The sequence below is a fragment of the Microbacterium sp. AC145 genome (assembly GCF_979258505.1).
Map to the genome: position 1 here is coordinate 611892 of NZ_OZ409859.1, position 24143 is coordinate 636034.

22 protein-coding genes are annotated in these 24143 nt (G+C 67.5%); 12 read left to right on the forward strand and 10 right to left on the reverse strand.

Features of this window, described 5'->3' with window-relative positions; genetic code table 11:
• Nucleotides 1-47: 47 nt before the first annotated feature.
• Nucleotides 48-1325, reverse strand: a complete 1278-nt coding sequence (locus tag ACZZZN_RS02975; RefSeq protein ID WP_463503740.1) for a DUF445 domain-containing protein — start codon at nucleotides 1323-1325, stop codon at nucleotides 48-50.
• A gap of 76 nt (nucleotides 1326-1401) precedes the next feature.
• On the opposite strand from ACZZZN_RS02975, the gene ACZZZN_RS02980 reads away from it, so the two are divergent.
• Entirely contained in the window at nucleotides 1402-1674 is a 273-nt protein-coding gene (locus ACZZZN_RS02980; RefSeq protein WP_194763659.1) for a metal-sensitive transcriptional regulator, read from the forward strand.
• 21 nt (nucleotides 1675-1695) lie between these two features.
• Here ACZZZN_RS02980 and ACZZZN_RS02985 read toward each other — a convergent pair whose 3' ends face one another.
• On the reverse strand, nucleotides 1696-3243 hold the full coding sequence (locus ACZZZN_RS02985) for an amino acid permease (protein WP_463503741.1): 1548 nt from the start codon (nucleotides 3241-3243) through the stop codon (nucleotides 1696-1698).
• A 156-nt stretch (nucleotides 3244-3399) separates the two neighbouring features.
• On the opposite strand from ACZZZN_RS02985, the gene ACZZZN_RS02990 reads away from it, so the two are divergent.
• From ACZZZN_RS02990 to ACZZZN_RS03015, 6 genes are all read left to right on the forward strand, one after another.
• Complete coding sequence (locus tag ACZZZN_RS02990) at nucleotides 3400-4755, forward strand: glutamine synthetase family protein (protein ID WP_463503742.1); 1356 nt, start codon at nucleotides 3400-3402, stop codon at nucleotides 4753-4755.
• Entirely contained in the window at nucleotides 4736-5488 is a 753-nt protein-coding gene (locus ACZZZN_RS02995; RefSeq protein WP_463503743.1) for a gamma-glutamyl-gamma-aminobutyrate hydrolase family protein, read from the forward strand. Before ACZZZN_RS02990 ends, ACZZZN_RS02995 begins: the two co-directional genes overlap by 20 nt.
• Nucleotides 5485-6846, forward strand: coding sequence for an aldehyde dehydrogenase family protein (locus tag ACZZZN_RS03000; protein ID WP_463503744.1), 1362 nt, complete (start codon nucleotides 5485-5487; stop codon nucleotides 6844-6846). The genes ACZZZN_RS02995 and ACZZZN_RS03000 overlap by 4 nt, the downstream gene beginning before the upstream one ends.
• 40 nt (nucleotides 6847-6886) lie before the next feature.
• Nucleotides 6887-7666 (forward strand): 3-oxoacyl-ACP reductase, encoded by a 780-nt coding sequence (locus ACZZZN_RS03005; protein WP_463503745.1) that lies wholly within the window; start codon nucleotides 6887-6889, stop codon nucleotides 7664-7666.
• 34 nt (nucleotides 7667-7700) lie between these two features.
• Nucleotides 7701-8429: a FadR/GntR family transcriptional regulator gene (locus ACZZZN_RS03010; RefSeq protein ID WP_463503746.1), complete on the forward strand. Its 729-nt coding sequence runs from the start codon at nucleotides 7701-7703 to the stop codon at nucleotides 8427-8429.
• 107 nt (nucleotides 8430-8536) lie between these two features.
• Nucleotides 8537-8980 carry a GNAT family N-acetyltransferase gene (locus ACZZZN_RS03015; RefSeq protein ID WP_463503747.1) on the forward strand — a complete coding sequence of 148 codons (444 nt, stop codon included), beginning with the start codon at nucleotides 8537-8539 and terminating at the stop codon, nucleotides 8978-8980.
• Between the two features lie 38 nt (nucleotides 8981-9018).
• On the opposite strand, the gene ACZZZN_RS03020 is transcribed toward ACZZZN_RS03015, so the two are convergent.
• Together ACZZZN_RS03020 and ACZZZN_RS03025 are read right to left on the reverse strand one after the other, a co-directional pair.
• Nucleotides 9019-10407, reverse strand: a complete 1389-nt coding sequence (locus ACZZZN_RS03020; protein WP_463503748.1) for an aminotransferase class III-fold pyridoxal phosphate-dependent enzyme — start codon at nucleotides 10405-10407, stop codon at nucleotides 9019-9021.
• Nucleotides 10408-10432: 25 nt separating this feature from the next.
• A complete protein-coding gene (locus ACZZZN_RS03025) occupies nucleotides 10433-11917 on the reverse strand; it encodes a CoA-acylating methylmalonate-semialdehyde dehydrogenase (protein ID WP_463503749.1) in 1485 nt (494 codons plus the stop codon).
• A 98-nt stretch (nucleotides 11918-12015) separates the two neighbouring features.
• Here ACZZZN_RS03025 and ACZZZN_RS03030 point away from each other — a divergent pair, with 98 nt between their 5' ends.
• On the forward strand, nucleotides 12016-13554 hold the full coding sequence (locus tag ACZZZN_RS03030) for a PucR family transcriptional regulator (protein WP_463503750.1): 1539 nt from the start codon (nucleotides 12016-12018) through the stop codon (nucleotides 13552-13554).
• A gap of 107 nt (nucleotides 13555-13661) precedes the next feature.
• Here ACZZZN_RS03030 and ACZZZN_RS03035 read toward each other — a convergent pair whose 3' ends face one another.
• The 6 genes from ACZZZN_RS03035 to ACZZZN_RS03060 all read right to left on the reverse strand — a co-directional run bounded on the left by ACZZZN_RS03035 (nucleotide 13662) and on the right by ACZZZN_RS03060 (nucleotide 19700).
• Nucleotides 13662-15056 carry an aspartate aminotransferase family protein gene (locus ACZZZN_RS03035; protein ID WP_463503751.1) on the reverse strand — a complete coding sequence of 465 codons (1395 nt, stop codon included), beginning with the start codon at nucleotides 15054-15056 and terminating at the stop codon, nucleotides 13662-13664.
• Nucleotides 15053-15520 (reverse strand): Lrp/AsnC family transcriptional regulator, encoded by a 468-nt coding sequence (locus ACZZZN_RS03040; RefSeq protein WP_215171845.1) that lies wholly within the window; start codon nucleotides 15518-15520, stop codon nucleotides 15053-15055. Before ACZZZN_RS03040 ends, ACZZZN_RS03035 begins: the two co-directional genes overlap by 4 nt.
• A gap of 89 nt (nucleotides 15521-15609) precedes the next feature.
• Nucleotides 15610-16770: an acyl-CoA dehydrogenase family protein gene (locus ACZZZN_RS03045; protein ID WP_463503752.1), complete on the reverse strand. Its 1161-nt coding sequence runs from the start codon at nucleotides 16768-16770 to the stop codon at nucleotides 15610-15612.
• Entirely contained in the window at nucleotides 16767-17525 is a 759-nt protein-coding gene (locus ACZZZN_RS03050; protein ID WP_463503753.1) for an alpha/beta fold hydrolase, read from the reverse strand. The genes ACZZZN_RS03045 and ACZZZN_RS03050 overlap by 4 nt, the downstream gene beginning before the upstream one ends.
• A 43-nt stretch (nucleotides 17526-17568) precedes the next feature.
• Nucleotides 17569-18495 carry a sugar kinase gene (locus tag ACZZZN_RS03055; RefSeq protein WP_463503754.1) on the reverse strand — a complete coding sequence of 309 codons (927 nt, stop codon included), beginning with the start codon at nucleotides 18493-18495 and terminating at the stop codon, nucleotides 17569-17571.
• A complete protein-coding gene (locus tag ACZZZN_RS03060) occupies nucleotides 18492-19700 on the reverse strand; it encodes an MFS transporter (protein ID WP_463503755.1) in 1209 nt (402 codons plus the stop codon). Before ACZZZN_RS03060 ends, ACZZZN_RS03055 begins: the two co-directional genes overlap by 4 nt.
• A 365-nt stretch (nucleotides 19701-20065) precedes the next feature.
• Here ACZZZN_RS03060 and nrdH point away from each other — a divergent pair, with 365 nt between their 5' ends.
• Genes nrdH through nrdF form a run of 4 tightly spaced genes read left to right on the forward strand, consistent with a single transcriptional unit; the run spans nucleotide 20066 to nucleotide 23977 of the window.
• On the forward strand, nucleotides 20066-20299 hold the full coding sequence (gene nrdH, locus ACZZZN_RS03065) for a glutaredoxin-like protein NrdH (RefSeq protein WP_201470361.1): 234 nt from the start codon (nucleotides 20066-20068) through the stop codon (nucleotides 20297-20299).
• Between the two features lie 58 nt (nucleotides 20300-20357).
• The gene (gene nrdI, locus ACZZZN_RS03070) at nucleotides 20358-20810 is read left to right on the forward strand and encodes a class Ib ribonucleoside-diphosphate reductase assembly flavoprotein NrdI (RefSeq protein ID WP_463503756.1); all 453 of its coding nucleotides are present in this window, start codon (nucleotides 20358-20360) and stop codon (nucleotides 20808-20810) included.
• A gap of 20 nt (nucleotides 20811-20830) precedes the next feature.
• Nucleotides 20831-22951: a class 1b ribonucleoside-diphosphate reductase subunit alpha gene (gene nrdE / locus ACZZZN_RS03075; protein ID WP_463506537.1), complete on the forward strand. Its 2121-nt coding sequence runs from the start codon at nucleotides 20831-20833 to the stop codon at nucleotides 22949-22951.
• Between the two features lie 45 nt (nucleotides 22952-22996).
• Entirely contained in the window at nucleotides 22997-23977 is a 981-nt protein-coding gene (gene nrdF, locus ACZZZN_RS03080) for a class 1b ribonucleoside-diphosphate reductase subunit beta (protein ID WP_463503757.1), read from the forward strand.
• Nucleotides 23978-24143: the final 166 nt, after the last annotated feature.

Consider the following 24143-nt stretch of genomic DNA (forward strand, 5'->3'; position numbering starts at 1 on the left):
GCGAAGACGACGAGCGCGGTGGGCAGCGCGGCCTCCTGCCGCCGCGATCAGACCCCGGGGATCAGCAGATGCGCGATCGTGAAGATGGCGAGCCCCGCAAGGGCGCCGACGAAGGTGCCGTTCAGGCGGATGTACTGCAGGTCGCGACCGACCATGAGCTCGATCTTCTCGGTGGTCTCGACCGGGTCCCAGCGCTCGACGGTGTCGGTGATGATCGACGCGATGTCGTGGCGGTACCGGTCGACGAGGAACACGGCGGCATCCGACACCCAGGTGTCGACGCGGTGCTGCAGCGCGGCATCCGTCGTCAGCCTGTCGCCGACCTCCTGCAGAGCCTGGGCTGCACGCACGCGCAGGCCGCTCTCGGGGTCGGCGAGGGCGGTGAGCAGTCCGTTCTTGGCCGTGTTCCACGCCTCCGCGGCGAGGGCCCCCACTCGGGGGCTGTCGAAGAGCGACGACTTGGCGTTCTCGAGCTTCGCGCGGGTCGCCGGGTCGTTCTGCAGGCTGTCGGCGAGACGGGCGAGGTATCCGTCGACGGCGATGCGGGCCGGATGCCGCGGGTCCGCCTGCACGGCCCGCACGAACTTGACCGCCTCGTTGTAGGCGGTGTCGTCGACGAAGCGGTGCGCGAGCTTGGGCACCCACCCCGGCAGTCTCCGCGAGATGAGACCCGAGAACGACTCGGCGTTCGCGTCCAGCCAGCGGGCGATGCTGTCGGCGGCGAGGTCGACGGCTCCGTGGTGCGCGTCGGCCTCGACGATCTTGTCGAGCCAGGCGCCGGCCGGCGGACCCCACTCGGGGGAGACGAGGTGCTCGCGGGCGAGGTCGGTGATGAGGTCGCGCACGTCGTCGTCGCTGAGGGCGTTGAGCACGGCGGTCGCGATCGTCGCTCCCTCGGCGCCCACCCGCTCGGCGTGTGCCGGCTCTCGCAACCACTCGCCCGCGCGCTTCGCAATCGCGGTGCTGGCGAGCTTGGTGCGTACGACGCTCGCCTCGAGGAAGTTCGTCTCGACGAACTCGCCGAGCGTGCGGCCGATCTCGTCTTTGCGGTTGGGGATGATCGCCGTGTGCGGAATCGGCAGCCCGAGCGGCCGACGGAACAGCGCGGTCACGGCGAACCAGTCGGCGAGGGCGCCGACCATGCCGCCTTCGGCCGCGGCGCGCACATAGGCCAGCCACGGCTGCCGTTCCTGGAACGCGAACGCGATCACGAACACGACGGCCATGAAGATCAGTGCGCCGAGAGCGACCGCCTTCATGCGGCGGAGGGCGCGCAGTCGCACCTGGTCTGCGGGCGACAGGAGCGCCATCGGGGTTCGCGGCATGACGTCATCCTTTCACGGTGAGTTCCCCCGGAGGTCGGCGAGCACCACCGTCGCAGGACAGGAGTACCCTCGAAGCGTGATCGAAGACATCAAGAAGCGCGCCCTGCATCGCACCAGCATCCTCGAGGGTCAGATGCGTGGGGTCGCGCGGATGATCGAGAACGAGGAGTACTGCATGGACATCATCACGCAGTCCCGCGCGATCCAGCGTTCACTGGAGTCGCTGAACCGCCTGTTGCTCGAGAATCATCTGCGCACGCACGTGACTCACATGTTCGAAGAGGGCGGGGAGGAGCGTGACAAGGCCGTCGACGAACTCCTCAAAGCTTTCGACTTCGACCGCAAGTAGAGCCGCGCTCCTCCGCCCCGGTCAGCGTCCGCCGCCGAAGACCTCGCCCTCCATGGCGTCGTATCCCTCGGCCTGCGGGTCGCCGTGCGATCCGCCCGACAGCGCGTACTCCTCCTCGGGGGAGAGCACGAGACGGTGCCGGAAGAAGAGGCCGAAGCCGAGCAGGATGATCGCGTAGACGATCGCGATCGCGATGATGGCCGGACCGAACGTCGGGTTCAGCAGGAAGCCCACGAAGATCAGAGCGGCGATCACCAGCGCGATGACGGCACCGGGGATGCCCCATGGGCTGACGTACGGGCGGTCGACGTTTGGGAACTTCTTGCGCAGGATGATGAACGACACGAGCTGCAGGCCGTATGCGACGACTGCGCCCCAGACCGCGATGTTCAGCACGATCGCGCCGGCGACCGTACCCGCGCCCTCGGAGTCGACAGCGGTGAGCACGTCGAGGACGATGAGGGCGATGAAGCCGATGGCTGCACCCACCGTGAGGGCGACCCAGGGCGTCTGGCGCTTGCCGGTGAGCGAGAGGAAGCGCGGGTAGTACCCGGCGCGGGAGAGCGAGTACATGTTGCGTCCGTAGGCGAACATGATGCCCTGGAGCGACGCGAGCAGGCCGATGAGCGCGAACAGCGCGAGCACGGCGGCGAGCTGGTCACCGACGATCGCGCGGAAGCCGTCGAGCAGGGGCTCGCCCGCCTCACCTGTCGCATCGGCGCCGAGCACGCCGGTGTTGAGAAACAGCACCAGGAGTCCGGTGACGATCAAGGTGCCGCGAGCCCAGAAGCCCGCCTTGGGGATGTCACGGGTCGGGTTGTGCGACTCCTCGGCGGCGAGCGGCAGCTCTTCGATGCCGAGGAAGAACCACATCGCGAACGGCAGCGCGAACAGGATCGGCAGGACGCCGTGGGGGAGGAAGGTCGACTGGCCCTCGTCGGGGACGATGTCCCACAGGGCATCCCAGGAGAACGCGCCCGAGAACAGCGCCATGGCGGAGAACACCAGGATGATGCCGATCGAGATCACCGAGACGACGATCGCGAAGCGGAACGAGATCGCAGCTCCCGCGGAGTTCAGGGCGATGAAGACGACGTAGAGGATGAGATACCAGACCCATCCGGGCAGCTCGAGGCCCAGCAGCTCACTCGTGATGCCGTTGGCATACGACGCCGAGAAGTAGACGATCACCGCCGTGGTCGCGACGTACTCGATGGTCTCGGCGGCTCCGGTGACGAGGCCGCCCCACGGGCCCATGGCCGAGCGGGCGAACGAGTACGCGCCTCCGGTGTGCGGCATCGCGGCCGCCATCTCCCCGATCGCGAAGATCATGCCGTAGTACATGGCGACGAGGATCGCGAAGGCGATGAGCATCCCACCGAAGCCCGCGAACTCGATGCCGAAGTTCCAGCCCGAGAAGTCGCCCGAGATCACCGCGGCGACCGCGAGTCCCCACAGGCCCCAGACTCCGGCCGATCTCTTCAGCGTGCGTTTCTCGAAATAGTCACTCCCGGCGCGTGTATAGGTCGCTCCGGCGACCTTGCGGGATTCATTGCTCTGCTGGGACATCCGCTCTCCGTTCGCATGCGTGCAGGCGCCGGGTGCACCTTGCGGATGATTGTGACAGTCAATGGTGGTTTCGTCTACCTTTAAACGCGAAGGTGATCTACTCTGAGGGCGAAGCCGGTCGGCCGATCGCTTCACCGCACGAGAACGGAGCGTCAGATGTCGGGCAACCTGAGCATCGAACAGCTGGATGCCGGCATCGCCGCCGGCGAGATCGACACGGTGATCGTGGCCTTCGCGGATGCGCAGGGGCGACTGGTCGGCAAACGCGTGTCGGCACGGCTGTTCCAGGAGGACATCCTGGCTCACGGCGCCGAGGCCTGCGACTACCTGCTCTCGGTCGACGTCGACATGAACACGGTCGACGGCTACGCGATGTCGGGGTGGGACCGAGGCTACGGCGACATGGTGCTCAAGCCTGACGTCGAGACGCTGCGCAACATCCCCTGGATCGACGGCACGGTGCTGGTCATGTCGGATCTCGTCTGGCAGAACGGCGAGCCCGTCGGCCCGTCGCCCCGTGCGATCCTCGACCGGCAGCGCGACCGTCTCGCCGAACGCGGCTGGACCGCGTATTCGGGCACCGAGCTCGAGTTCATCGTCTTCGACAACACCTACCGCGACGCCTGGGCGCGCAAGTACGAGGGGCTGACGCCCGCGACGGACTACAACGTCGACTACAACCTGCTCGCCTCCACGCGCATGGAGCCGCTGCTGCGAGACATCCGCAACAGCATGGACGGCGCAGGGCTCTACTGCGAGGGGGTCAAGGGCGAGTGCAACTTCGGCCAGCAGGAGATCGCGTTCCGCTATGCCGAGGTGCGCGAGACCGCCGACCAGCACGCGATCTACAAGAACGGTGCGAAGGAGATCGCCGAGCAGCACGGCCAGGCGCTCACCTTCATGGCCAAGTTCAATGAGCGCGAGGGCAACAGCTGCCACATCCACCTCTCGCTGCGCGACGACTCGGGCGCTCCCGTCATGGCGGGCGACGGCGAGCACGGCTTCAGCCCGGTGATGGGGCACTGGATCGCCGGCATCCTCGCCACGCTCCGCGATTTCACCCTGCTGCTCGCGCCCAACATCAACTCCTACAAGCGCTTCGCGAAGGGCAGCTTCGCCCCGACGGGTGTCGCCTGGGGCATCGACAACCGCACGTGCGCGCTGCGCGTGGTCGGGTCGGGATCGGGACTGCGCGTCGAGAACCGTGTACCCGGGGGAGACGTGAACCCGTACCTGGCGATCTCGGCGATCATCGCCGGTGGCCTGTACGGCATCGAGAACGAGCTGCCGCTGCCCGAGCGCTTCACCGGCAACGCCTATGAGGCGGGTGTCGACCACCTGCCCACGACTCTTCGCGAAGCAGCGAAGCTGTTCAGCGAATCGACCATCGCGCGGGCGGCGTTCGGCGACGACGTGGTCGAGCACTACCTGAACCAGGCCCGCATCGAGGTCGAAGCCTACGACGCGGCCGTCACCGACTGGGAGCGCATCCGTGGCTTCGAGCGCCTCTGACCCCGCGCCGCTGATCGGCGTCACGACCTACCTCGAGCGGGCTCAGCAGGGAGTGTGGGATGTCCGCGCGGCGTTCCTGCCCGAGCAGTACCTCACGAGCGTGACCTCCTCCGGCGGCGTCGCGCTTCTGCTTCCGCCCCAGGATCCGGATGCCGCGGACGCAGCGATCTCGGGCATGCACGGTCTCGTGCTCTCCGGCGGCGCCGACGTCGCGCCCGAGCTGTACGGCGAGGACCGGCATCCGCTCACCGACCCCGCCCGCGTCGACCGGGATGAGTGGGAGCTCGCCCTGTTCCAGGCTGCGGAGCGCCGAGGCATCCCGGTGCTCGCGATCTGCCGTGGTCTGCAGCTCGTGAACGTCGCACGCGGCGGCACCCTGCAGCAGCATCTGCCCGAATCGCTCGGCACGGAGAAGTACCGCATCGGCGGGGGAGTCTTCGCCGAGAACGACGTCGAGGTGTCGACCGACACCCCACTCGCCGAGATCATCGGCGAGACCGGGATGCGCGTGCACAGCTATCACCACCAGGGTGTCGACCGTCTCGGCGACGGACTCGTGGCCGCGGCGCACTCCGCCGACGGTCTCGTGCAGGCCTTCGTCGACACGTCGGCCGGTCACATCGTCGGCGTCCAATGGCACCCGGAGGAGAACGCCGAGGATCGGCGGCTCTTCGCAGATCTCGTCTCACAGGCCCGTGCGTTCGCCGCGCGGCGGAAGGAGGACGCCCGATGAGCGCGTTCACAGTCATCAACCCGTCGACCGGTGCGGCGATCCGCGAGATCGCGCGCGCCGACATCGGAGAGACGGATGCCGCGATCGCCCGCGCCGTTGCGGCGCAGCGCCGGTGGGCGGCGCTCGCCCCGGTCGCTCGGGCCGATGCGCTGCGTGCGTTCGCGCGCACGGTCGAGGCCGCGGCGGAAGAGCTCGCGCAGCTCGAGGTGCTGAACTCGGGGCATCCGATCGGCTCCGCCCGATGGGAGGCCGGTCATGTCGCCCAGGTGCTCAACTACTACTCGGCCGATCCTGAGCGGCTGTCGGGTCGGCAGATCCCCGTGGCGGGCGGACTCGATGTCACCTTCCACGACCCGTACGGTGTGGTCGGGGTCATCGTGCCGTGGAACTTCCCCATGACGATCGCCGCGTGGGCGTTCGCGCCGGCGCTCGCCGCCGGCAACGCGGTGGTGTTGAAGCCGGCCGAGCTCACGCCTCTCACGGCGATCCGGCTCGGTGAGCTTGCCCTCGAGGCGGGCCTCCCCGAAGGACTCTTCGAGGTCGTCACCGGATCGGGTTCGGTCGTCGGGCAGCGGCTCGTCGAGCATCCGGATGTCCGCAAGGTGGTGTTCACCGGGTCGACCGAGGTCGGCATCGAGGTCGCCGCCGGATGCGCCCGCGCGCTCAAGCCGGTCACCCTCGAGCTCGGCGGCAAGAGCGCCAACATCGTCTTCGCGGACGCCGATCTCGAGAAGGCGGTCGCGGCGGTTCCGGGGTCGGTGTTCGACAATGCCGGGCAGGACTGCTGCGCTCGCAGCCGACTGCTCGTGCAGCGCTCGGTGTACGACCGGTTCCTCGAACTGCTCGAGCCGGCGGTCAAAGCATGGCGGGTGGGCGACCCATCGAGCGCCGACACCGACATGGGGCCGCTCATCTCGGCCGCGCACCGCGACACGGTGTCGGGGTTCCTCGACGACGCGAACATCGCGTTCCGGGGCAGCGCACCCGAGGGCGATGGATTCTGGTTCGCTCCCGCCGTGGTGCTCGCAGACCCCTCTGACCGGATCGCGCAGCAGGAGGTCTTCGGCCCGGTCGTCGCGGTCATGCCGTTCGATGACGAGGCCGATGCGATCCGGCTCGCGAACGACACCGCCTACGGGCTCGCCGGCTCGATCTGGACCGAGAACCTCGGCCGCGCCGTGCGCGTCTCGCGCGGCGTGCAGAGCGGGGTGCTCTCGGTGAACTCGCACTCGTCGGTGCGCTACGCGACGCCGTTCGGCGGAATGAAGGCCTCGGGCCTCGGGCGTGAACTCGGCCCCGACGCCGCCGAGCACTTCACCGAGACCAAGAACGTCTTCTTCGCGACCGACGACGCCTGATCGCGACCCGGCCCCACATCCACTGCAACGGAGAACACACATGAGCATCGATCTGACCCAGCGCCTCAAGGACCGCGTCGCCATCATCACCGGAGGAGCCAGCGGCATCGGCTTCGCCACCGCCCAGCGCTTCGCCGCCGAGGGCGCCTTCGTCGTCATCGCCGACGTCGACCCCGCCACGGGCGAGAAAGCCGCAGCCGAGATCGGCGGTGCGTTCCGCCCGGTCGACGTCGCCGACGAGACCAAGGTCAACGCGCTCTTCGACGGGGTCGCCGCGGAGTTCGGCCGTATCGACATCGCCTTCAACAACGCGGGCATCTCGCCCGCCGACGACGATTCGATCGAGACGACCGAGCTGCCGGCCTGGGATCGCGTGCAAGACGTCAACCTCAAGAGCGTGTACCTCTGCAGCCGAGCGGCGCTTCGCCACATGGTGCCGGCGGGTCGAGGGTCGATCATCAACACCGCATCCTTCGTCGCCCTGCTGGGGTCGGCGACCTCGCAGATCAGCTACACCGCGTCGAAGGGCGGGGTGCTCGCGATGTCGCGCGAGCTCGGTGTGCAGTTCGCGCGACAGGGAGTGCGCGTGAACGCGCTGTGCCCGGGGCCCGTCAACACCCCGCTGCTGCAGGAGCTGTTCGCCAAGGATCCCGAGCGCGCACAGCGCCGACTCGTGCACGTGCCGATGGGACGTTTCGCGGAGCCGTCGGAGCTCGCCGCCGCCGTGGCCTTCCTCGCCTCGGATGACTCGTCGTTCATCACCGCCAGTGCCTTCGTCGTCGACGGCGGCATCACCAACGCCTACGTCACCCCGCTGTGAAGCGGGATCATGTCGCTGTGACAGGCTGAGAAGCATGAGTGAGCACCCATCCGACGGCGATCTTGTCGCGGTGCGTCGGGCCGTCTACCGGCCTCTGCGCCGAGGCAACGCCCTCGAAGATGCGGTCGCTCGCCTCGTGCAGACCATCCGCCTCGGCGTCGTCGCGCCGGGGGAGTCGCTGCCCCCGGAGCGCGAGCTCGCAGCATCCTTCGGGGTCAGCCGCGACACCGTGCGCGAGGCGATCCGCGAGCTCGCCGACACCGGGTATCTCGTGCCCAAGCGCGGTCGGTACGGCGGCACCTTCGTCGCCGATCCGTTGCCGCAGCCCTCTGATGCCGGTCCCGTGACCGCGGCCGAGATCGACGATGTCCTGGGTCTGCGGCATGTTCTCGAGACCGGGGCGGTGCGCGCGGCGGCGAGCCGGACGCTGGATGCCGCGACCCGCGCCGACCTGTGGGCGCGGCACGAGGCCGCACTGCCCGCCGGGCCCGACGAGTACCGCCGACTCGACACCCTGCTGCACCTGGCGATCGCGGAGGCAGCCGGCATCCCCTCGCTCGTCGCGCTCGTCGCCGAGAACAGGGCGGACGTCAACGCGTGGCTCGACACGTTCCCGCTGATGCCGAGAAACATCCAGCACTCGGGCGAGCAGCACGAGCGCATCGTGACGGCGATCCTCGCCGGACGCCCCGACGTCGCCGAGGCCGCGATGCGCGATCACCTCGCAGGTTCCGAAGCGCTGCTGCGCGGATTCCTGATCTGACGAGCCATGTATTCTTGGCCGCAGCAACGGTCGTTGTGAGTCGCCGAAGGGAGCAGCTGATGACTACGTCTCGCCGTTCCCGACACACTCACTAGAGGCCACCTGTCGTGGCCTCCGCACCAAGGAGCCACCTTTGCGCACTCCAGAATCTCGATCCAGTCCGGTATGAATGGCGCGGATCGTTCCACAACCACGAAGTCAACACGCTGCACGCAGAGGCGTTCAAACATCGACTCGTCGATGACGACTGGAGCGACCGACTCGGCCGTCTGAGCCTCGGCTGGGTCACCGCCCGCGACGATGAGGGACTCGTCGGCTTCGTCAACATCGTCTGGGACGGTCTCGTACACGCATTCGTCGAAGACACCATCGTCGCGATTCGCGCACGGCGACACGGAGTTGGTGTCCGTCTGATCGACGTGGCGCGCGCATCCTCCGCAGCCGCAGGATGCGAGTGGCTGCACGTCGACTTCGAAGACCATCTCAAGAGCTTTTACTTCGACGCCTGTGGTTTTGCGCCAACGAATGCAGGGCTCATCAAGCTCCGCTGACGGATCGCGCTCGGCGGCTCGATGTGTCCCTAGCGAGGTCAGGCACCAGCTGCCTCGTCGGCGACGGCCAGGGCCTCGTCGAGCACGGTGAGACCGCGCACCAGGTCGTCTTCGCTGATCACGAGCGGCGGTGCGACGTGCATGCGGTTGAAGTGCGTGAACGGCCAGACGCCGGCCTTCTTCGCGGCGGCGGCGAAGGCGGCGACCGGCGCAGCATCCGCTCCGCTCGCGTTGAACGGCACGAGCGGCTCGCGTGTCTCTTTGTCGCGCACGAGCTCGACGGCCCAGAAGAGGCCGCGTCCGCGCACCTCGCCGACGCTCGGGTGCGTGTCGACCCAGCGGCGCAGGGTCGGCTCGACGATGCGCTCGCCGAGATCGCGCACACGCTCGAGGATGCCGTCGCGGCGGAACACCTCGAAGGTCGCGACACCCGCGGCGCACGCGAGCGGGTGGCCCGAGTACGTCAATCCGCCGGCGAAGGGCGTGGTGTCGAACGCCTTCGCGATGCGCTCGGAGATCACGACGCCGCCGAGCGGCACGTAGCCCGAGTTCACACCCTTGGCGAAGGTGATCAGGTCGGGGCGACCGTCGTACGCGTCGAAGCCGAACCACTCGCCGAGACGGCCGAAGCCGACCATGACCTCGTCGGCGATGTAGATGATGCCGTAGCGGTCGCACAGCTCGCGCACGCCCTGCAGGTAGCCGGGCGGCGGCACGAGCACGCCGTTCGTGCCGACCACGGTCTCGATGATGATCGCGGCGATGGTTTGCGGGCCCTCGAGCTGGATCGTCTGCTCGAGGTGGGCGAGTGCGCGCTCGGACTCCTGTTCGGGGGTCTCGGCGTGGAACGGCGAGCGGTAGAGGTACGGGCCGAAGAAGCGCACGGCTCCCGAGTCGGGAGTGCCGTTGGCCCAGCGCCGCGGGTCACCCGTCAGCGAGATCGCGGTCGAGGTCGACCCGTGATAGCTCCGGTACATCGAGAGCACCTTGTGCCGACCTGTCGACTGACGCGCCATGCGCACCGCGTACTCGTTGGCCTCGGCGCCGCCGTTCGTGAAGAAGACCTTCTCGAACCCCTCGGGCGCGACCTCGACGATGAGCCGGGCGAGCTCGCCCCGCACGTCGTTCGCCATCGCGGGCTGGATCGTCGAGAGGCGCCCGGCCTGCTGCTGGATCGCGGCGACCAGATCGGGATGCTGGTGCCCGAGGTTCAGGTTCACCAGCTGGCTCGAGAAGTCGAGGTAGGCGTTGCCGGCGTAGTCCCAGAACGTCGAGCCCTCGCCCGCGGCGACGGGGAGCGGATCGATCAGGCCCTGGGCGCTCCAGGAGTGGAAGACGTGGCCGCGGTCGTCCGCGCGCACCTGCGCCTCGGCCTCGGGGGCAGGCAGCGTGTGGGATGCGCCATGCCGGTCGGTGTAGTTCGTCATGTCTCGTGTCTCAGCTCTCGGAGTCTCAGTGGTTGCTCGGGAAGCCCAGGTCGATCTGCGAGGGCGTGTGGTCGGGCCAGCGAGTGGTGACCACCTTCGACCGAGTGTAGAAGTGCACCGACTCGGGGCCGTAGATGTGCGAGTCGCCGAACAGCGAGTCCTTCCAGCCGCCGAACGAGTAGGCGCCGATCGGCACGGGGATCGGCACGTTGACGCCGACCATGCCGACCTCGATGTCGAACTCGTACTGGCGGGCGGTGCCTCCGTCTCGCGTGAAGATCGCCGTGCCGTTGCCGTACGGGTTCGCGTTGACGAGCTCGACGGCCTCGGCATACGTCTCGACCCGCACGACCGAGAGCACCGGCCCGAAGATCTCGTCGTCGTACACCTTCATGCCGGGGGCGACCTGGTCGATCAGGCTGACTCCGATGAAGAAGCCCTCCGAGTCGAACTGCGTCGTCGTGCCGTCGACCACGACCGTCGCGCCCTCGGCGGCGGCGCCCGTCACGTACGACGCGACGCGGTCGCGGTGCTCGCGGGTGATGAGCGGACCCATCTCGCTCGCGGCATCCGTGCCCGCACCGATCGAGAGGCCGTCGATGCGCGAGGCGATGGCGGCCACCAGGTCGTCGGCGATGTCGCCCACGGCGACCAGAACCGACACAGCCATGCAGCGCTCGCCGGCCGAGCCGTAGGCGGCAGAGATCGCGGCATCGGCTGCGGCGTCGATGTCGGCATCCGGCATCACGACCATGTGGTTCTTGGCGCCGCCGAGCGCCTGGACGCGCTTGCCGGCGTTCGCCGCGCGCTGGTAGATCGAGCGGGCGATGGGGGTTGAGCCGACGAAGCTGATCGCGTTCACGCGCGGCGATTCGAGCAGAGCGTCGACGGCCTCCTTGTCGCCGTGCACGACGTTGAGCACGCCGTCGGGAAGACCTGCTTCCCGGAAGAGCTTCGCGATCCAGACGGCAGCCGAAGGGTCTTTCTCGCTCGGCTTGAGCACGACCGTGTTGCCGCAGGCGATCGCTGAGGCGACCATCCACAGGGGCACCATCACGGGGAAGTTGAACGGGGTGATCGCCGCGACGACGCCGACCGGCTGCTTGACCGAGTGCACGTCGACCCCGCGAGAGACCTGCTCGCTGCGCTCGCCCTTCAGCAGATGCACGAGACCGGCGGCGAATTCGACGTTCTCGATGCCGCGCGAGACCTCGCCCGCGGCATCCGAGAGCACCTTGCCATGCTCCGAGGTGACGATCGCGGCGAGTTCGGGCGTGCGCTCCTTGAGCAGCTGACGCAGACGGAAGAACACGTCGGCGCGCTTGATGAGGCTCGTCTCGCGCCAGGCGGGCAGAGCGGATGCCGCGGCGGCGATCGCCTGGTCGACCTCGGCGGTCGACGCGAAGGCGACCTGCCTCGTGACCTGACCCGTGGCAGGGTCGAAGACCTGACCCGTGCGTGCCGCGTCGGCGGTCTCTGCTCCATTGATGAGGTGACGGACGATGTCCACGGGGCTCCTTCGTGCTGTCGATGCTGCATCGAACACTCTGACCGGGGTTCGATACGCTGGCTTCCTCCCATGATCACAGAGCACAAGGAGTCGAGCGGGTGTCAGACCGTAGCGAGATCGGGGGCGATCGGACAGATCGTCCGACGGGCGCCGTCTTCCTGACGGTGGCTGATGTGCTCGCAGAGGCTGCGGTGCAGCAGGGCGAACCCGACGTGATCGTCGGCGGTGCCGCACTCGGGGCCGCCGTGCGCTGGGTGCACGTCTCCGACAGCGTCGGGGTCGCCCGACTTCTCGACGGCGGAGAGCTGCTGCTGACGACGGGGGCCGGGTGGCCCGATGGCGACGACGAACTGCGCTCCTTCGCGTCGAGCCTGCACAGGGCGGGCATCGCCGGCATCGTCTTCGAGGTCGGCACGGCTCGCGAGGCCGTTCCGCAGCCGGTCGTCGATGTCTGCGCCACCGTGGGGCTCGCTCTCATCGCCCTGACGCACGAGGTCAAGTTCGTCGCCGTCACCGAAGCGGTCCACCATGCGCTGATCGCGGCCCAGACCCAGGCGCTGCGCGAACGGCAGCACCTGCACGAGCTCTTCACCGCGCTGAGCCTGCAGGGTGCTCCGGCTGACGTCGTGGTCGCCGAGACCGCTCGTGCGCTTCGAGCCCCGGTCGTGCTCGAGAACCTCGCGCGCGAGGTGATCGCGACCGAAGGCCTCGAGATGTCGATCGCCGAGGTGCTCGAGAATCGCAGCGCTGCTGAGGCGATGCCCGTGCAGCCGCGCGGGGTGCGCTGGGGTACACTGCTCGCGCTACCGGGCCCTGCGCATCCCGCCGGTCGGGTCACGGTGCTCGAGCAGGGCGCGACGGCTCTCGCGTTCGGATGCATCGCCGACGGCGGTGACGCCGAATGGTCGCTGCTCGCTCAGCGCGGAGTGATCGACGACCTGCTCGGCGCGCGCTTCGCGAAAGCCGAGGACATCGATGCCCGTCTGCGCGCCGGAGGCTTCGCGCTCCGGGGCCGACACTGCCACGGGATCGTGGCGCGGGGCCGCGGCTCGATCAGCGAGCTCGCCTACCGCGCGCGACAGGCAGGATTCGCCGTGATGGCTGCCCGCGTCGACGGTGACGATGTGGCGCTGCTGTCGGTGCCCGCATCCGCCGGGCTGCCCGACGAGGTGCTGTTGCGCATCGCCGGCCCCGATCGGGCGGTCTTCGTGGGGCCTGCCGCTGACGACGTGATCGGTCTGCTCGGCTCACTGCGCGCGGCGCGGGATCTGGCCGACAGCGACCGCGCTGGGGCCGGCGCCCGAGTGCGCCGGGTCGACGACCGCCCCCTCGAGCGGCTCGTCGCCACGCTACGAGACGACCACCGACTGCACGAGCACAGCGAACGGATGCTGGCGCCGCTCATCCGCCACGATCAGGAGCGCCGCGGTGACCTGCTCGATGTGCTCGCGGCCCTCGTCGCGCACCCCGGCAACCGTTCGGCCGCAGCGGCGGCCAGCCACCTGTCGCGGTCGGTGTTCTACCAGCGCCTCACGCTGATCGGCGACCTGCTGGGCGTCGACCTCGACGACGGCGAGACGATCGCGGCGCTCCACCTAGCCCTGCTCGCGAGGCGGCGCACCGCGGCATCCGCCTGAGCCGTCGCCGGGCATCGCGACACTTCGGGGGCCGACACACCACGTGCAGGACGCGCGTGCGCGGCGCGTGCGACGTCTGGTGTGTCGGCCCCCGAAGCGGGGAGCGACTAGAGCACCGACTGGGCGTCGGTGAGGACGCTCCGCAGGATCTGCCCGATCTCGCGGAACTCGGCAGGGCCCACCGTGAGAGGCGGAGCGAGCTGGATCACGGGATCGCCGCGGTCGTCCGCCCGGCAGTAGAGCCCGGCCTCGAACAGCGCGGGAGAGAGGAAGCCCCGCAGCAGCCGCTCGGACTCGTCGTCGTCGAACGTCTCACGCGTCGCCTTGTCCTTCACGAGCTCGATGCCGAAGAAGTAGCCGTCGCCTCGCACGTCGCCGACGATGGGCAGGTCGAGCAGAGTCTCGAGCTCGGCACGGAACAGCGGCGAGTTCTCGCGCACGTGCTCGTTGAGTGCTTCCTCATCGAAGATGGCGAGGTTCTCGAGCGCGACCGCGGCCGACACCGGATGTCCGCCGAACGTGTAGCCGTGCGGGAACGACACGTCGCCCTTCGAGAAGGGCTCGTAGATCCGGTCGCTGATGATCGTGGCGCCGATCGGTGAGTAGCCGCTCGTCATGCCCTTGGCGCACGTGATCATGTCGGGCACGTAGCCGAGTCCTGTGCACGCGAACGTGTGACCCAGGCGGCCGAACGCGCAGATGACCTCGTCGGAGACGAGGAGCACGTCGTGGCGGTCGCAGATCTCACGCACGCGGGCGAAGTAGCCGGGAGGGGGAGGGAAGCATCCGCCCGAGTTCTGCACCGGCTCGAGGAAGACAGCGGCGACGGTGTCCGCACCCTCGAACAGGATCATCTCTTCGATGCGGTCGGCTGCCCAGCGTCCGAAGGCCTCGAGGTCGTCGCTCGGGCCGCCCATCTCGGCCGCGCGGTAGAAGTTGGTGTTCGGCACGCGGAAGCCGCCGGGGGTGACCGGCTCGAACATCGACTTCATCGCCGGGATGCCGGTGATCGCGAGCGCGCCCTGCGGGGTGCCGTGATAGGCGACCGAGCGTGAGATGACCTTGTGCTTGGTGGGCTTGCCCTGAAGCTTCCAGTAGTGCTTCGCGAGTTTGAACGCGGTCTCGACGGCCTCGCCGCCGCCGGTCGAGAAGAAGACGCGGTTGAGGTCTCCCGGTGCCTCGTCGGCCAGTCGGTCGGCGAGTTCGATCGCTGCGGGGTGCGCGTACGACCAGAGCGGGAAGAAGGAGAGCTCGGATGCCTGCTTCGCTGCGGCCTCGGCGAGACGACGGCGTCCGTGCCCGGCGTTGACGACGAACAGGCCCGAGAGGCCGTCGAAGTACTCCTTGCCCTTCGAGTCCCAGATGCGGTGGCCGTCACCCTTGACGATGATCGGCACGCCGCTCTTCTCCATCGTGGACTGCCGCGTGAAGTGCATCCACAGGTGATCCTTGGCCATCGACTGGAGTTCGGCCTCAGACGGTGTCGTGCGGTGCGTGCTCATCTGGTCCCCCAGTTGTAGAGCTGCTTCTGCAGCTTGGCGTAGATGAAGGTCTCGGTCGACAGCACCCCGTCGATCGGTCGGATGCTGTCGTTGATCAGCGCGAGGAGGTCTTCGTCGTCTTCGCAGACGACCTCGGCGAGGATGTCGAAGGATCCGACCGTGATCACGACGTAGTCGATCGCGGGGATCTCGGCGATGGCCTCGGCGACGACCCGGGTGTCACCGGAGACGCGGATGCCGATCATCGCCTGCCGGGGGAAACCCAACTGCATCGGGTCGGTGACCGCGACGATCTGCATCACACCGGATTCGGTGAGGCGCTGCACGCGCTGACGCACGGCGGCTTCGCTGAGACCGACCTCGCGTCCGATATCGGAGTACGAGCGTCGGCCGTCCTCCTGGAGCAGCTCGATGATCGTCTTGGCGACATCATCCAACGGGGGATGCTTCTTCGAGGACGGCATGATGCGATCCTCGCACCGGAACGGCCATCCTTCAACCGATTCCGCAGGAGCGGCGTGTCCTCAAGCCTGAAACCGCAGAATGCGGACCCTCAGGAGTCGAGCGGCCCGAGCCACGCGCTCGCCGCGGTGGCGTGCGCCGACTCGGGGTCGGAGGGGTGGAAAGCGCCCGCGAGCACATCGCGATAGAGACGGGAGAGCTCGTTCGACGAGAAGTACGACCCTCCGCCGGCCACGAGCATCGCCTGATCGACGACATGCTTCGACATCGTGATGGCGCGGTGCTTGACCCCTGAGAGCAGGGTGAACCAGCGGGCGCCGTTGTCGACCCTCTCGTCGACGTCCCGCGCGAGCGTGGCGATCTGCGGGGGCAGTGCGTCGTAGGCCAGTCCCATGTCGGCGATGCGCCAGCGGATGTCGGGGTCCTGGCTGTAGGCGGTGCCCGTCTTCTTCGAGCGGCGCTTCTGCGCGGTGAGCACCGCGAGGTCGAGCGCCCGCCGCGCGATGCCGGTGTAGACCGAGGCGAGTAGGATCTCGAAGACCGAGAAGATGCCGAAGACGATCGGGTCGGGGTTGGGGCCGGGATCGATGCGGCGCACCACGTGCGCGGCATCCGCGACAGCACCGTTCAGCCGCGTCGTGCGGCTCTGCGTGCCCCGCATGCCGAGGGTGTCCCAGTCGTCACCGGTCGTGACCGCGTCGGTGCGCTCGACGAAGGCGAAGACGAGCTTCGGGGCATCGTCGCTCGTGGTGTCGAGGCCGTGCAGCCCGAGCTTCGTCCATACCGGAGCGAGGGAGGTGAAGATCTTGGTGCCGGTGAAGGCGTAGCCGCCGTCGGCTGCGGGCACGGCATCCGTATCGCTGCCGAACAGGACGAGGTCGTTGCCGCCCTCGCTGATGCCGAATGCGAAGACCTCGCCGGCGACCGCGCCGTCCTGCACGAACTCGAGGCCCGTGACTCCGCGATCGGAGAAGACCTTGGCGACGCCCGTCCAGACGAGGTGCATGTTGATCGCGAGGGCCGTGGCCGGGGCAGCCGTGGCGAGGCGCTGCTGCAGGATCGCCGCTTCGGCGAGTCCGAGGCCCGCGCCCCCGCGCTCGGTCGGCACGAGGATCGAGAGGTATCCCGCATCGCGCAGCTCTGCGAGGTCCTGCTCGGGGAACGTGTTCTCGCGGTCGTGGATCGGCGCGCGTTCGCGGATGCGCTCGATCAGGTCGTCGGGAAGGTATGCGGTGGGGTCGAACGTGCTCACGCGAGTGCCTCCGTCAGCTGTCGTATCGTCTCTTCCGGCTTGTCGCGGTGCAGCGAATGTCCCGCGCCCTCGACGACCGACATCGTGATGAGGGGATTGGATGCGAGGACGTCGGCGGCGACGGTGCCGGTGAAGATGCTGTAGACCGCGGGGTCGGAGGCGATCACGTGTGTGGGGACGGTCAGTCGTGCGGCATCCGCAGTGACGTCCCACGGGGTGTTCTGCCGGCTCGTCTCCTCGACCGCCCAGGCGCTCGTGCGGTGCACAGCGTCGACCTTCAGCTCCCAGTCCTGCGGATGCCAGTGCGGATGCTCCTGTTGCACCAGCTCGACCCTGTTGTCGGCGAACGCGCGCTCCTGACTGCGGCGCACGATCGCGGCGTCGCGGCCTCCGACGAGGATCGCCGGGTCGAGCAGCACGAGACGACGGGTCCATTCGGGAGCGGATGCCGCGGCCGCTGTGCTGGCAGCGCCGCCGAGAGAGTGGCCGACGACGGCATCCCAGCGTCCGCCGCTGTCGGGCGCTGTCGCGACGAGGTCGGCCCCGTATGCGGCGACCGAGTAGTCGAGAGACCGTGGAGCGTCGCCGTGGCCGCGCAGGTCGATCGCGGTCGCGTGCCATCCGGCATCGGCCAGCGCGGCGCCGATACGCCACATGAGCGCGCCGGAGGAACCGAGTCCGTGCACGAGGAGGGCGCGGCGAGCCGATGCGGGATCGCCCCAGGAGATGCGAGGCAGCGTGAGCGGTGCAGGCATGCAGCAAGCCTACGACCGGTGCGCGCGGGTGGGGCCCTCGGGCTCAGGCCAGCGGCGGCATGTCGCCGTGCGTGGTCAGCACACGTGCTGCTGCGGCGTGGCCCGCGGTGAGTCGTGCCGCCAGCTCGTCGCCCTCGAGCGTCGCGGCGAGGAACCCGGCGGCGAAGGCATCGCCGGCCCCGACAGGCTCGACGACCTCGACCCGCGGAGCGGGCACGAAGACGGGCTCATGATCGCCAGGGAAGGCAGTGGCCCCGATGTCACCGTCCTTCACGACGAGGAGGGCACAGTGAGGGAGGTGCGCGCGGATCTCGGCGGGGGTCACGGTGCCCCAGATGCGCTCGGCTTCGTCGCGCCCTACGAAAGCGATGTCGGCGGCATCCGCCAGGCGGGTCAACGTCTCGGACGCATCCTGCATGGTCCAGAGCGCGCGGCGGTCGTTGACGTCGAACGAGACGAGGGCACCGGCAGCGCGCGCGTCGACGAACAGCTGGTCGACCATCGCGCGGCATGACGGTGAGAGCGCGGGGGTGATGCCGGTCGTGTGCACGATGCGGACGCCCGCGAGCTGCGCGGCGTCGAGGAATCCCGGTCCCATCAGCGAGGCGGCCGATCCGCGCCGGTAGTAGTAGACGGAGGAGGACTCGACGCCGGGGTCCTTGAACATGACGCCGGTCGGAGCGTCCGCATCGGTCGCCACCCACAGGTCGACGCCTCGTCGGGTGAGCTCGGTCGATATGCGTGCGCCGATCGGGTCGTCGCCCAGACGTGACGCCCAGGCGGCCCGGTGCCCTGCCGAGACGAGTCCGACGGCGACGTTGCCCTCTGCGCCGGCGAGCCCCAGGGCTGCCGTCTCGGTCTCGGCGAGCGAGGCCCCGAGTGCTGTGACGAGTCCCATGGACTCGCCGACGCAGACGACCTCGGGGGCGGTGGTCGCGTCGACGGATGCGGGGGAGAGGGCAGAGCTCATGAGGGGGTGACCGCCAGGGGTTCGGTGTCGGGGTGTGGGCTCGCGTCGCGATGCCGCAGGTCGGGGAAGGCGCGGACGAAGACGATGGAGACGACGAGTCCGGCGGCGGCGAAGAGTGTGGCGGCCAGATAGGCGCCGCGCGGATCGGTCGCGTCGACGAGGAACCCGGCGACCGCCGAGCCCGCGGCGGCGCCGATCAACTGGCCGGTGCCCGCCCAGCCGAACGCTTCTGCGGTCTCGCTGAACTTGACGCTCGCGGTCGTGATGGCGAACAGCACGGCGAGTGCCGGGGCGATGCCGATGCCGGCGACGATCAGCGTGCCGCCGAGCCAGAACTCGTTGAGGGAGAACATGGTGAGTGCGAGACCCACCGTGACGATGGTGAGGCGACGCGCCATCGCCCACGGGCCGATCGGGATGTGACCGAACGAGAGACCGCCGGCGAGGCTTCCGACCGCGAACACCGCGAGCACGAGACCGGCGGCGAGGCTGCCGTGCTCGAACGTCGCGACGACGCCGACCTCGACGGCCGAGCACGCGCCGATGAGCAGGAAACCGATGACGGTGGCGAGCAGCACCGGGGGCTTGAGCACGACCTTGCCGAGCGCGCTGCGACTGCGCGGGATGCGCACGCGGCCGACCTCGGGCGAGAGGATGAACCACGCGCCACCGCCGACGAGCACCACCGCCACGAGCAGCAGCCCCTCGGCCGTGCCGACCTGCGTCGACACGAGAGTGATCACGACGGGGGCGAGCACCCAGATGATCTCCTGCAGCGATGCGTCGAGTGAGAAGAGGGGCGTCAGCTGCTTCGAGTTGACGAGTTTCGGGTAGATGGTGCGCACAGCGGCCTGCACGGGCGGCGTCGAGAGACCGGCGATCATGCCCAGCACCATGTAGCCGGGCACGTTCAGGGGGAGGAGGGCGAGTCCGAGCACGGCGACGACGCAGACGCTCAGAGTGAGGGTGAGCACTCGACGCATGCCCCAGGCGCCCATCCAGCGGCTCGTGATCGGACCGGCGACGGCCTGGCCCACACTGGTCGCGGCGAGCACGAGGCCTGCCGACCCATAGGAGCCCGTCTGCTGCTCGACGTGCAGAAGGATCGCCAGCGAGGTCATCCCGTTGGGGAAGCGAGCCGTCAGCTGTGCAGCGATCATGCGCGCCACTCCGGGCGTGCGAAGAAGGTCACCGTATCCCGCCACGGGTCAACGCTACCGGGAGCCGCAGACACCCGTCGAAGCGTGGTCGGCACGACACGCCGCGACACGCCGTCGACGACTTTCCACAGGAATCCGAATGTCCGAGGCGGTGCATATGGTCGCCCCTGTGGATGGATTCTCGGCGGGCGTTCGAGAGGCGCGATTTCTCGCGGTTCGCGACCCCTCCGCAGGGGCTCCCACCTGTGGAAGAAACGGTGGAGAACCTGTGTTGTACCAGTGGAGAGCGGTGGAAAACTACACGGATGTAACTACTAGCCCTTGTGGTCACTCCGAATGTCCGTACCTATATGTAGTATTGAGATCCCGGCGAGGCTCTGCCGGACAAACCACAGATTTGAGGGGATCAGATGTCGATCACGGTCTACACGAAGCCGTCCTGCGTCCAGTGCAACGCGACCTACCGCGCGCTCGACGCGAAGGGTATCGAGTACGAGATCCACGACCTGTCGGAGGACCCGGCAGCGCTCGAGCAGGTCAAGGCGCTCGGCTACATGCAGGCGCCCGTCGTCGTGACCGACGGCGACCACTGGTCGGGCTTCCGTCCCGACAAGATCGACGAGCTCGCCTCGCGTCTGGCGTAGTTCGACAAGCTCACTGACCCAAGTAGTTCGACAAACTCACTAACCCAAGGAGAGATCTATGAGCGCCGTCGCGACCGCCGCGCCGCTCCTGGTCTACTTCTCGAGCGCCTCGGGTAACACCGCGCGCTTCGTCGAGAAGCTCGGGCTTCCGGCCCGACGCATCCCACTCCTCCGGCACGAAGAAGAACTCGTCGTCGACGAGCCCTTCGTGCTGGTCACCCCCACCTATGGCGGGGGTGAGGGGCGGGGCGTCGAAAAAGGTGCCGTGCCCAAGCAGGTGGTCCGGTTCCTCAACGACGAGCGAAACCGGCGCCACATCCGCGGAGTGATCTCGGCGGGCAACACCAACTTCGGCGAGTCCTTCTGTCTCGCCGGTGACATCATCAGCCGCAAGTGCCACGTGCCTCACTTGTATCGGCTCGAGATCTTCGGCACACAGGACGATGTTGATCGCGTGAGCGACGGATTGGAAAGACAGTGGGAACTGCAGTCGAAGAGCATGACGCCGTGACCGAGACGGTGGCGTTCAAGATGAACCCGAGCTACGAGGGTCTCGATTATCACGCCCTCAACGCGATGCTGAACCTCTACGACGCGAACGGGAAGATCCAGTTCGACGCGGACAAGCGGGCAGCACGCGAGTACTTCCTGCAGCACGTCAACCAGAACACCGTGTTCTTCCACTCGCTCAAGGAGCGTCTCGACTACCTCGTCGAGAAGGAGTACTACGAGCCGGCCGTCATCGAGCAGTACTCGCTCGAGTTCATCCAGGAGCTCAACGACCTCGCGTACGGAAAGAAGTTCCGCTTCGAGACCTTCCTCGGCGCCTTCAAGTACTACACGAGCTACACGCTGAAGACCTTCGACGGCAAGCGCTACCTCGAGCGCTTCGAAGACCGCGTCGTCATGACCGCCCTCGGCCTCGCCGGCGGCGACGAGAAGCTCGCTGTCGCGCTGGTCGAGGAGATCATCTCCGGACGCTTCCAGCCCGCCACCCCGACCTTCCTCAACTCGGGCAAGGCGCAGCGTGGCGAGCTCGTCAGCTGCTTCCTGCTGCGCATCGAAGACAACATGGAGTCGATCGCCCGCGGCATCAACTCCGCCCTGCAGCTCTCGAAGCGCGGCGGCGGCGTGGCCCTGCTGCTGTCGAACATCCGCGAGGCCGGCGCACCGATCAAGCAGATCGAGAACCAGTCGTCGGGCATCATCCCCGTGATGAAGCTCCTCGAAGACAGTTTCAGCTACGCCAACCAGCTCGGTGCGCGTCAGGGTGCGGGTGCGGTCTACCTCAACGCGCACCACCCCGACATCATGCGCTTCCTCGACACCAAGCGTGAGAACGCCGACGAGAAGATCCGCATCAAGACGCTGTCGCTCGGTGTCGTCGTTCCCGACATCACGTTCGAGCTCGCCAAGAACGGCGAGGACATGTACCTCTTCTCGCCCTACGACGTCGAGAAGGTCTACGGCGTTCCCTTCGGCGACATCTCGGTCACCGAGAAGTACCGCGAGATGGTCGACAACCCGCGCATCAAGAAGACCAAGATCAACGCGCGCGAGTTCTTCCAGACCATCGCCGAGATCCAGTTCGAGTCGGGCTACCCGTACATCATGTTCGAGGACACGGTGAACAAGGCCAACCCGATCAAGGGCCGCATCAACATGTCGAACCTCTGCAGCGAGATCCTGCAGGTGAACACGCCGACCACGTACAACGACGATCTGTCGTACGACCAGATCGGCAAGGACATCTCGTGCAACCTCGGCTCGATGAACATCGCGCTGTCGATGGATGCCGATGACCTCGGCCAGACCGTCGAGACCGCGATCCGTGCGCTGAGCGCGGTCAGCGACCAGAGCCACATCCGCTCGGTCCGTTCGATCGAAGACGGCAACGACCGCTCGCACGCCATCGGCCTCGGCCAGATGAACCTGCACGGCTTCCTCGCTCGCGAGCACGTGCACTACGGCTCCGAAGAGGGCATCGACTTCACGAACATCTACTTCTACACGGTGCTGTTCCACGCGCTGCGCGCCTCGAACAACATCGCGATCGAGCGCAAGCAGGCCTTCGACGGCTTCGAGGACTCGACGTACGCGTCGGGGGAGTTCTTCGACAAGTACATCGAGCGCGCCTGGGTGCCCGAGACCGAGAAGGTCACCGAGCTCTTCGCGGGCAAGCACATCCCGACGCAGGAGGACTGGGTGGCGCTGAAGGCGTCGATCCAGGAGCACGGCATCTACAACCAGAACCTGCAGGCGGTGCCGCCGACCGGCTCGATCTCGTACATCAACAACTCGACGTCGTCGATCCACCCGATCGCGTCGAAGATCGAGATCCGCAAGGAAGGCAAGCTCGGCCGCGTCTACTACCCGGCGCCGTTCATGACGAACGACAACCTGGAGTACTACCAGGACGCATACGAGATCGGCTACGAGAAGGTCATCGACACCTACGCCGCCGCCACCCAGCACGTCGACCAGGGCCTGTCGCTGACGCTGTTCTTCAAGGACACAGCCACCACGCGTGACATCAACAAGGCTCAGATCTACGCATGGCGCAAGGGCATCAAGACGATCTACTACATCCGTCTGCGTCAGCTGGCGCTCGAGGGCACCGACATGACCGAGTGCGTCTCGTGCATGCTCTGACACTTCGACAGGCTCAGTGACCCAGGTATCGAGAAACGACGAATCATGACTCCCCACCCCCCGATCAAGCTGGTCGACAGCGTTCAGGCGATCAACTGGAACCGCATCATCGACGACAAGGACCTCGAGGTCTGGAACCGTCTGGTGAACAACTTCTGGCTGCCCGAGAAGGTGCCGCTGTCGAACGACATCCAGTCGTGGAACACGCTGACGCCTGACGAGCAGCTGCTCACCATGCGCGTCTTCACCGGTCTGACGCTGCTCGACACGATCCAGGGCACCGTCGGCGCCGTGTCGCTGATCCCCGACGCGATCACCCCTCACGAAGAGGCCGTGTACACGAACATCGCGTTCATGGAGTCGGTGCACGCGAAGAGCTACTCCTCGATCTTCTCGACGCTCGCGTCGACGAAGGAGATCGACGAGGCGTTCCGCTGGTCGACCGAGAATCCGAACCTTCAGAAGAAGGCTCAGATCATCATGGATTACTACCAGGGTGACGATCCGCTCAAGCGCAAGGTCGCCTCGACGCTTCTCGAGTCGTTCCTGTTCTACTCGGGCTTCTACCTGCCGATCTACTGGTCGTCGAAGGCGAAGCTGACGAACACGGCCGACCTGATCCGCCTCATCATCCGTGACGAGGCCGTGCACGGGTACTACATCGGCTACAAGTTCCAGAAGGGTCTCGAGAACGAGACCGAAGAGCGTCGTCAGGAGCTGAAGGACTACACCTTCAACCTGCTGTTCGAGCTCTACGACAACGAGGTGCAGTACACGCAGGACCTCTACGACGGTGTCGGCCTGACCGAAGACGTCAAGAAGTTCCTGCACTACAACGCCAACAAGGCGCTGATGAACCTCGGCTACGAAGCGATGTTCCCCTCGACCGTCACGAACGTGAACCCGGCGATCCTGTCGGCGCTCTCACCGAACGCCGACGAGAACCACGACTTCTTCAGTGGTTCGGGTTCGTCCTACGTCATCGGCAAGGCCGAGGCCACGGAAGACGACGACTGGGACTTCTGAGAGCTTCTCTCTGGACTCACTGAAAGGGGTCCGAATCCGCGAATCTCGCAGGTTCGGGCCCCTTTCAGTGTGCTCTTCGCAGTGCCCCTGCTTGCTGCGATCCGTGCCGGTTCTCACGACTGCGCACCGCGGCCGATACCGCGGTGCGCAGAAGAGGCGGCCCCGC

What these genes read in the sequence shown, in the direction of transcription:
- ACZZZN_RS02975 (WP_463503740.1), bottom strand. Translation starts at nt 1,325, where the DNA reads ATGCCGCGAACCCCGATGGCGCTCCTGTCGCCCGCAGACCAGGTGCGA.
- ACZZZN_RS02985 (WP_463503741.1), bottom strand. Translation starts at nt 3,243, where the DNA reads ATGTCCCAGCAGAGCAATGAATCCCGCAAGGTCGCCGGAGCGACCTAT.
- ACZZZN_RS02990 (WP_463503742.1), top strand. Translation starts at nt 3,400, where the DNA reads ATGTCGGGCAACCTGAGCATCGAACAGCTGGATGCCGGCATCGCCGCC.
- ACZZZN_RS03000 (WP_463503744.1), top strand. Translation starts at nt 5,485, where the DNA reads ATGAGCGCGTTCACAGTCATCAACCCGTCGACCGGTGCGGCGATCCGC.
- ACZZZN_RS03005 (WP_463503745.1), top strand. Translation starts at nt 6,887, where the DNA reads ATGAGCATCGATCTGACCCAGCGCCTCAAGGACCGCGTCGCCATCATC.
- ACZZZN_RS03010 (WP_463503746.1), top strand. Translation starts at nt 7,701, where the DNA reads ATGAGTGAGCACCCATCCGACGGCGATCTTGTCGCGGTGCGTCGGGCC.
- ACZZZN_RS03020 (WP_463503748.1), bottom strand. Translation starts at nt 10,407, where the DNA reads ATGACGAACTACACCGACCGGCATGGCGCATCCCACACGCTGCCTGCC.
- ACZZZN_RS03035 (WP_463503751.1), bottom strand. Translation starts at nt 15,056, where the DNA reads ATGAGCACGCACCGCACGACACCGTCTGAGGCCGAACTCCAGTCGATG.
- ACZZZN_RS03040 (WP_215171845.1), bottom strand. Translation starts at nt 15,520, where the DNA reads ATGCCGTCCTCGAAGAAGCATCCCCCGTTGGATGATGTCGCCAAGACG.
- ACZZZN_RS03050 (WP_463503753.1), bottom strand. Translation starts at nt 17,525, where the DNA reads ATGCCTGCACCGCTCACGCTGCCTCGCATCTCCTGGGGCGATCCCGCA.
- ACZZZN_RS03055 (WP_463503754.1), bottom strand. Translation starts at nt 18,495, where the DNA reads ATGAGCTCTGCCCTCTCCCCCGCATCCGTCGACGCGACCACCGCCCCC.
- nrdH (WP_201470361.1), top strand. Translation starts at nt 20,066, where the DNA reads ATGTCGATCACGGTCTACACGAAGCCGTCCTGCGTCCAGTGCAACGCG.
- nrdI (WP_463503756.1), top strand. Translation starts at nt 20,358, where the DNA reads ATGAGCGCCGTCGCGACCGCCGCGCCGCTCCTGGTCTACTTCTCGAGC.
- nrdE (WP_463506537.1), top strand. Translation starts at nt 20,831, where the DNA reads ATGAACCCGAGCTACGAGGGTCTCGATTATCACGCCCTCAACGCGATG.
- nrdF (WP_463503757.1), top strand. Translation starts at nt 22,997, where the DNA reads ATGACTCCCCACCCCCCGATCAAGCTGGTCGACAGCGTTCAGGCGATC.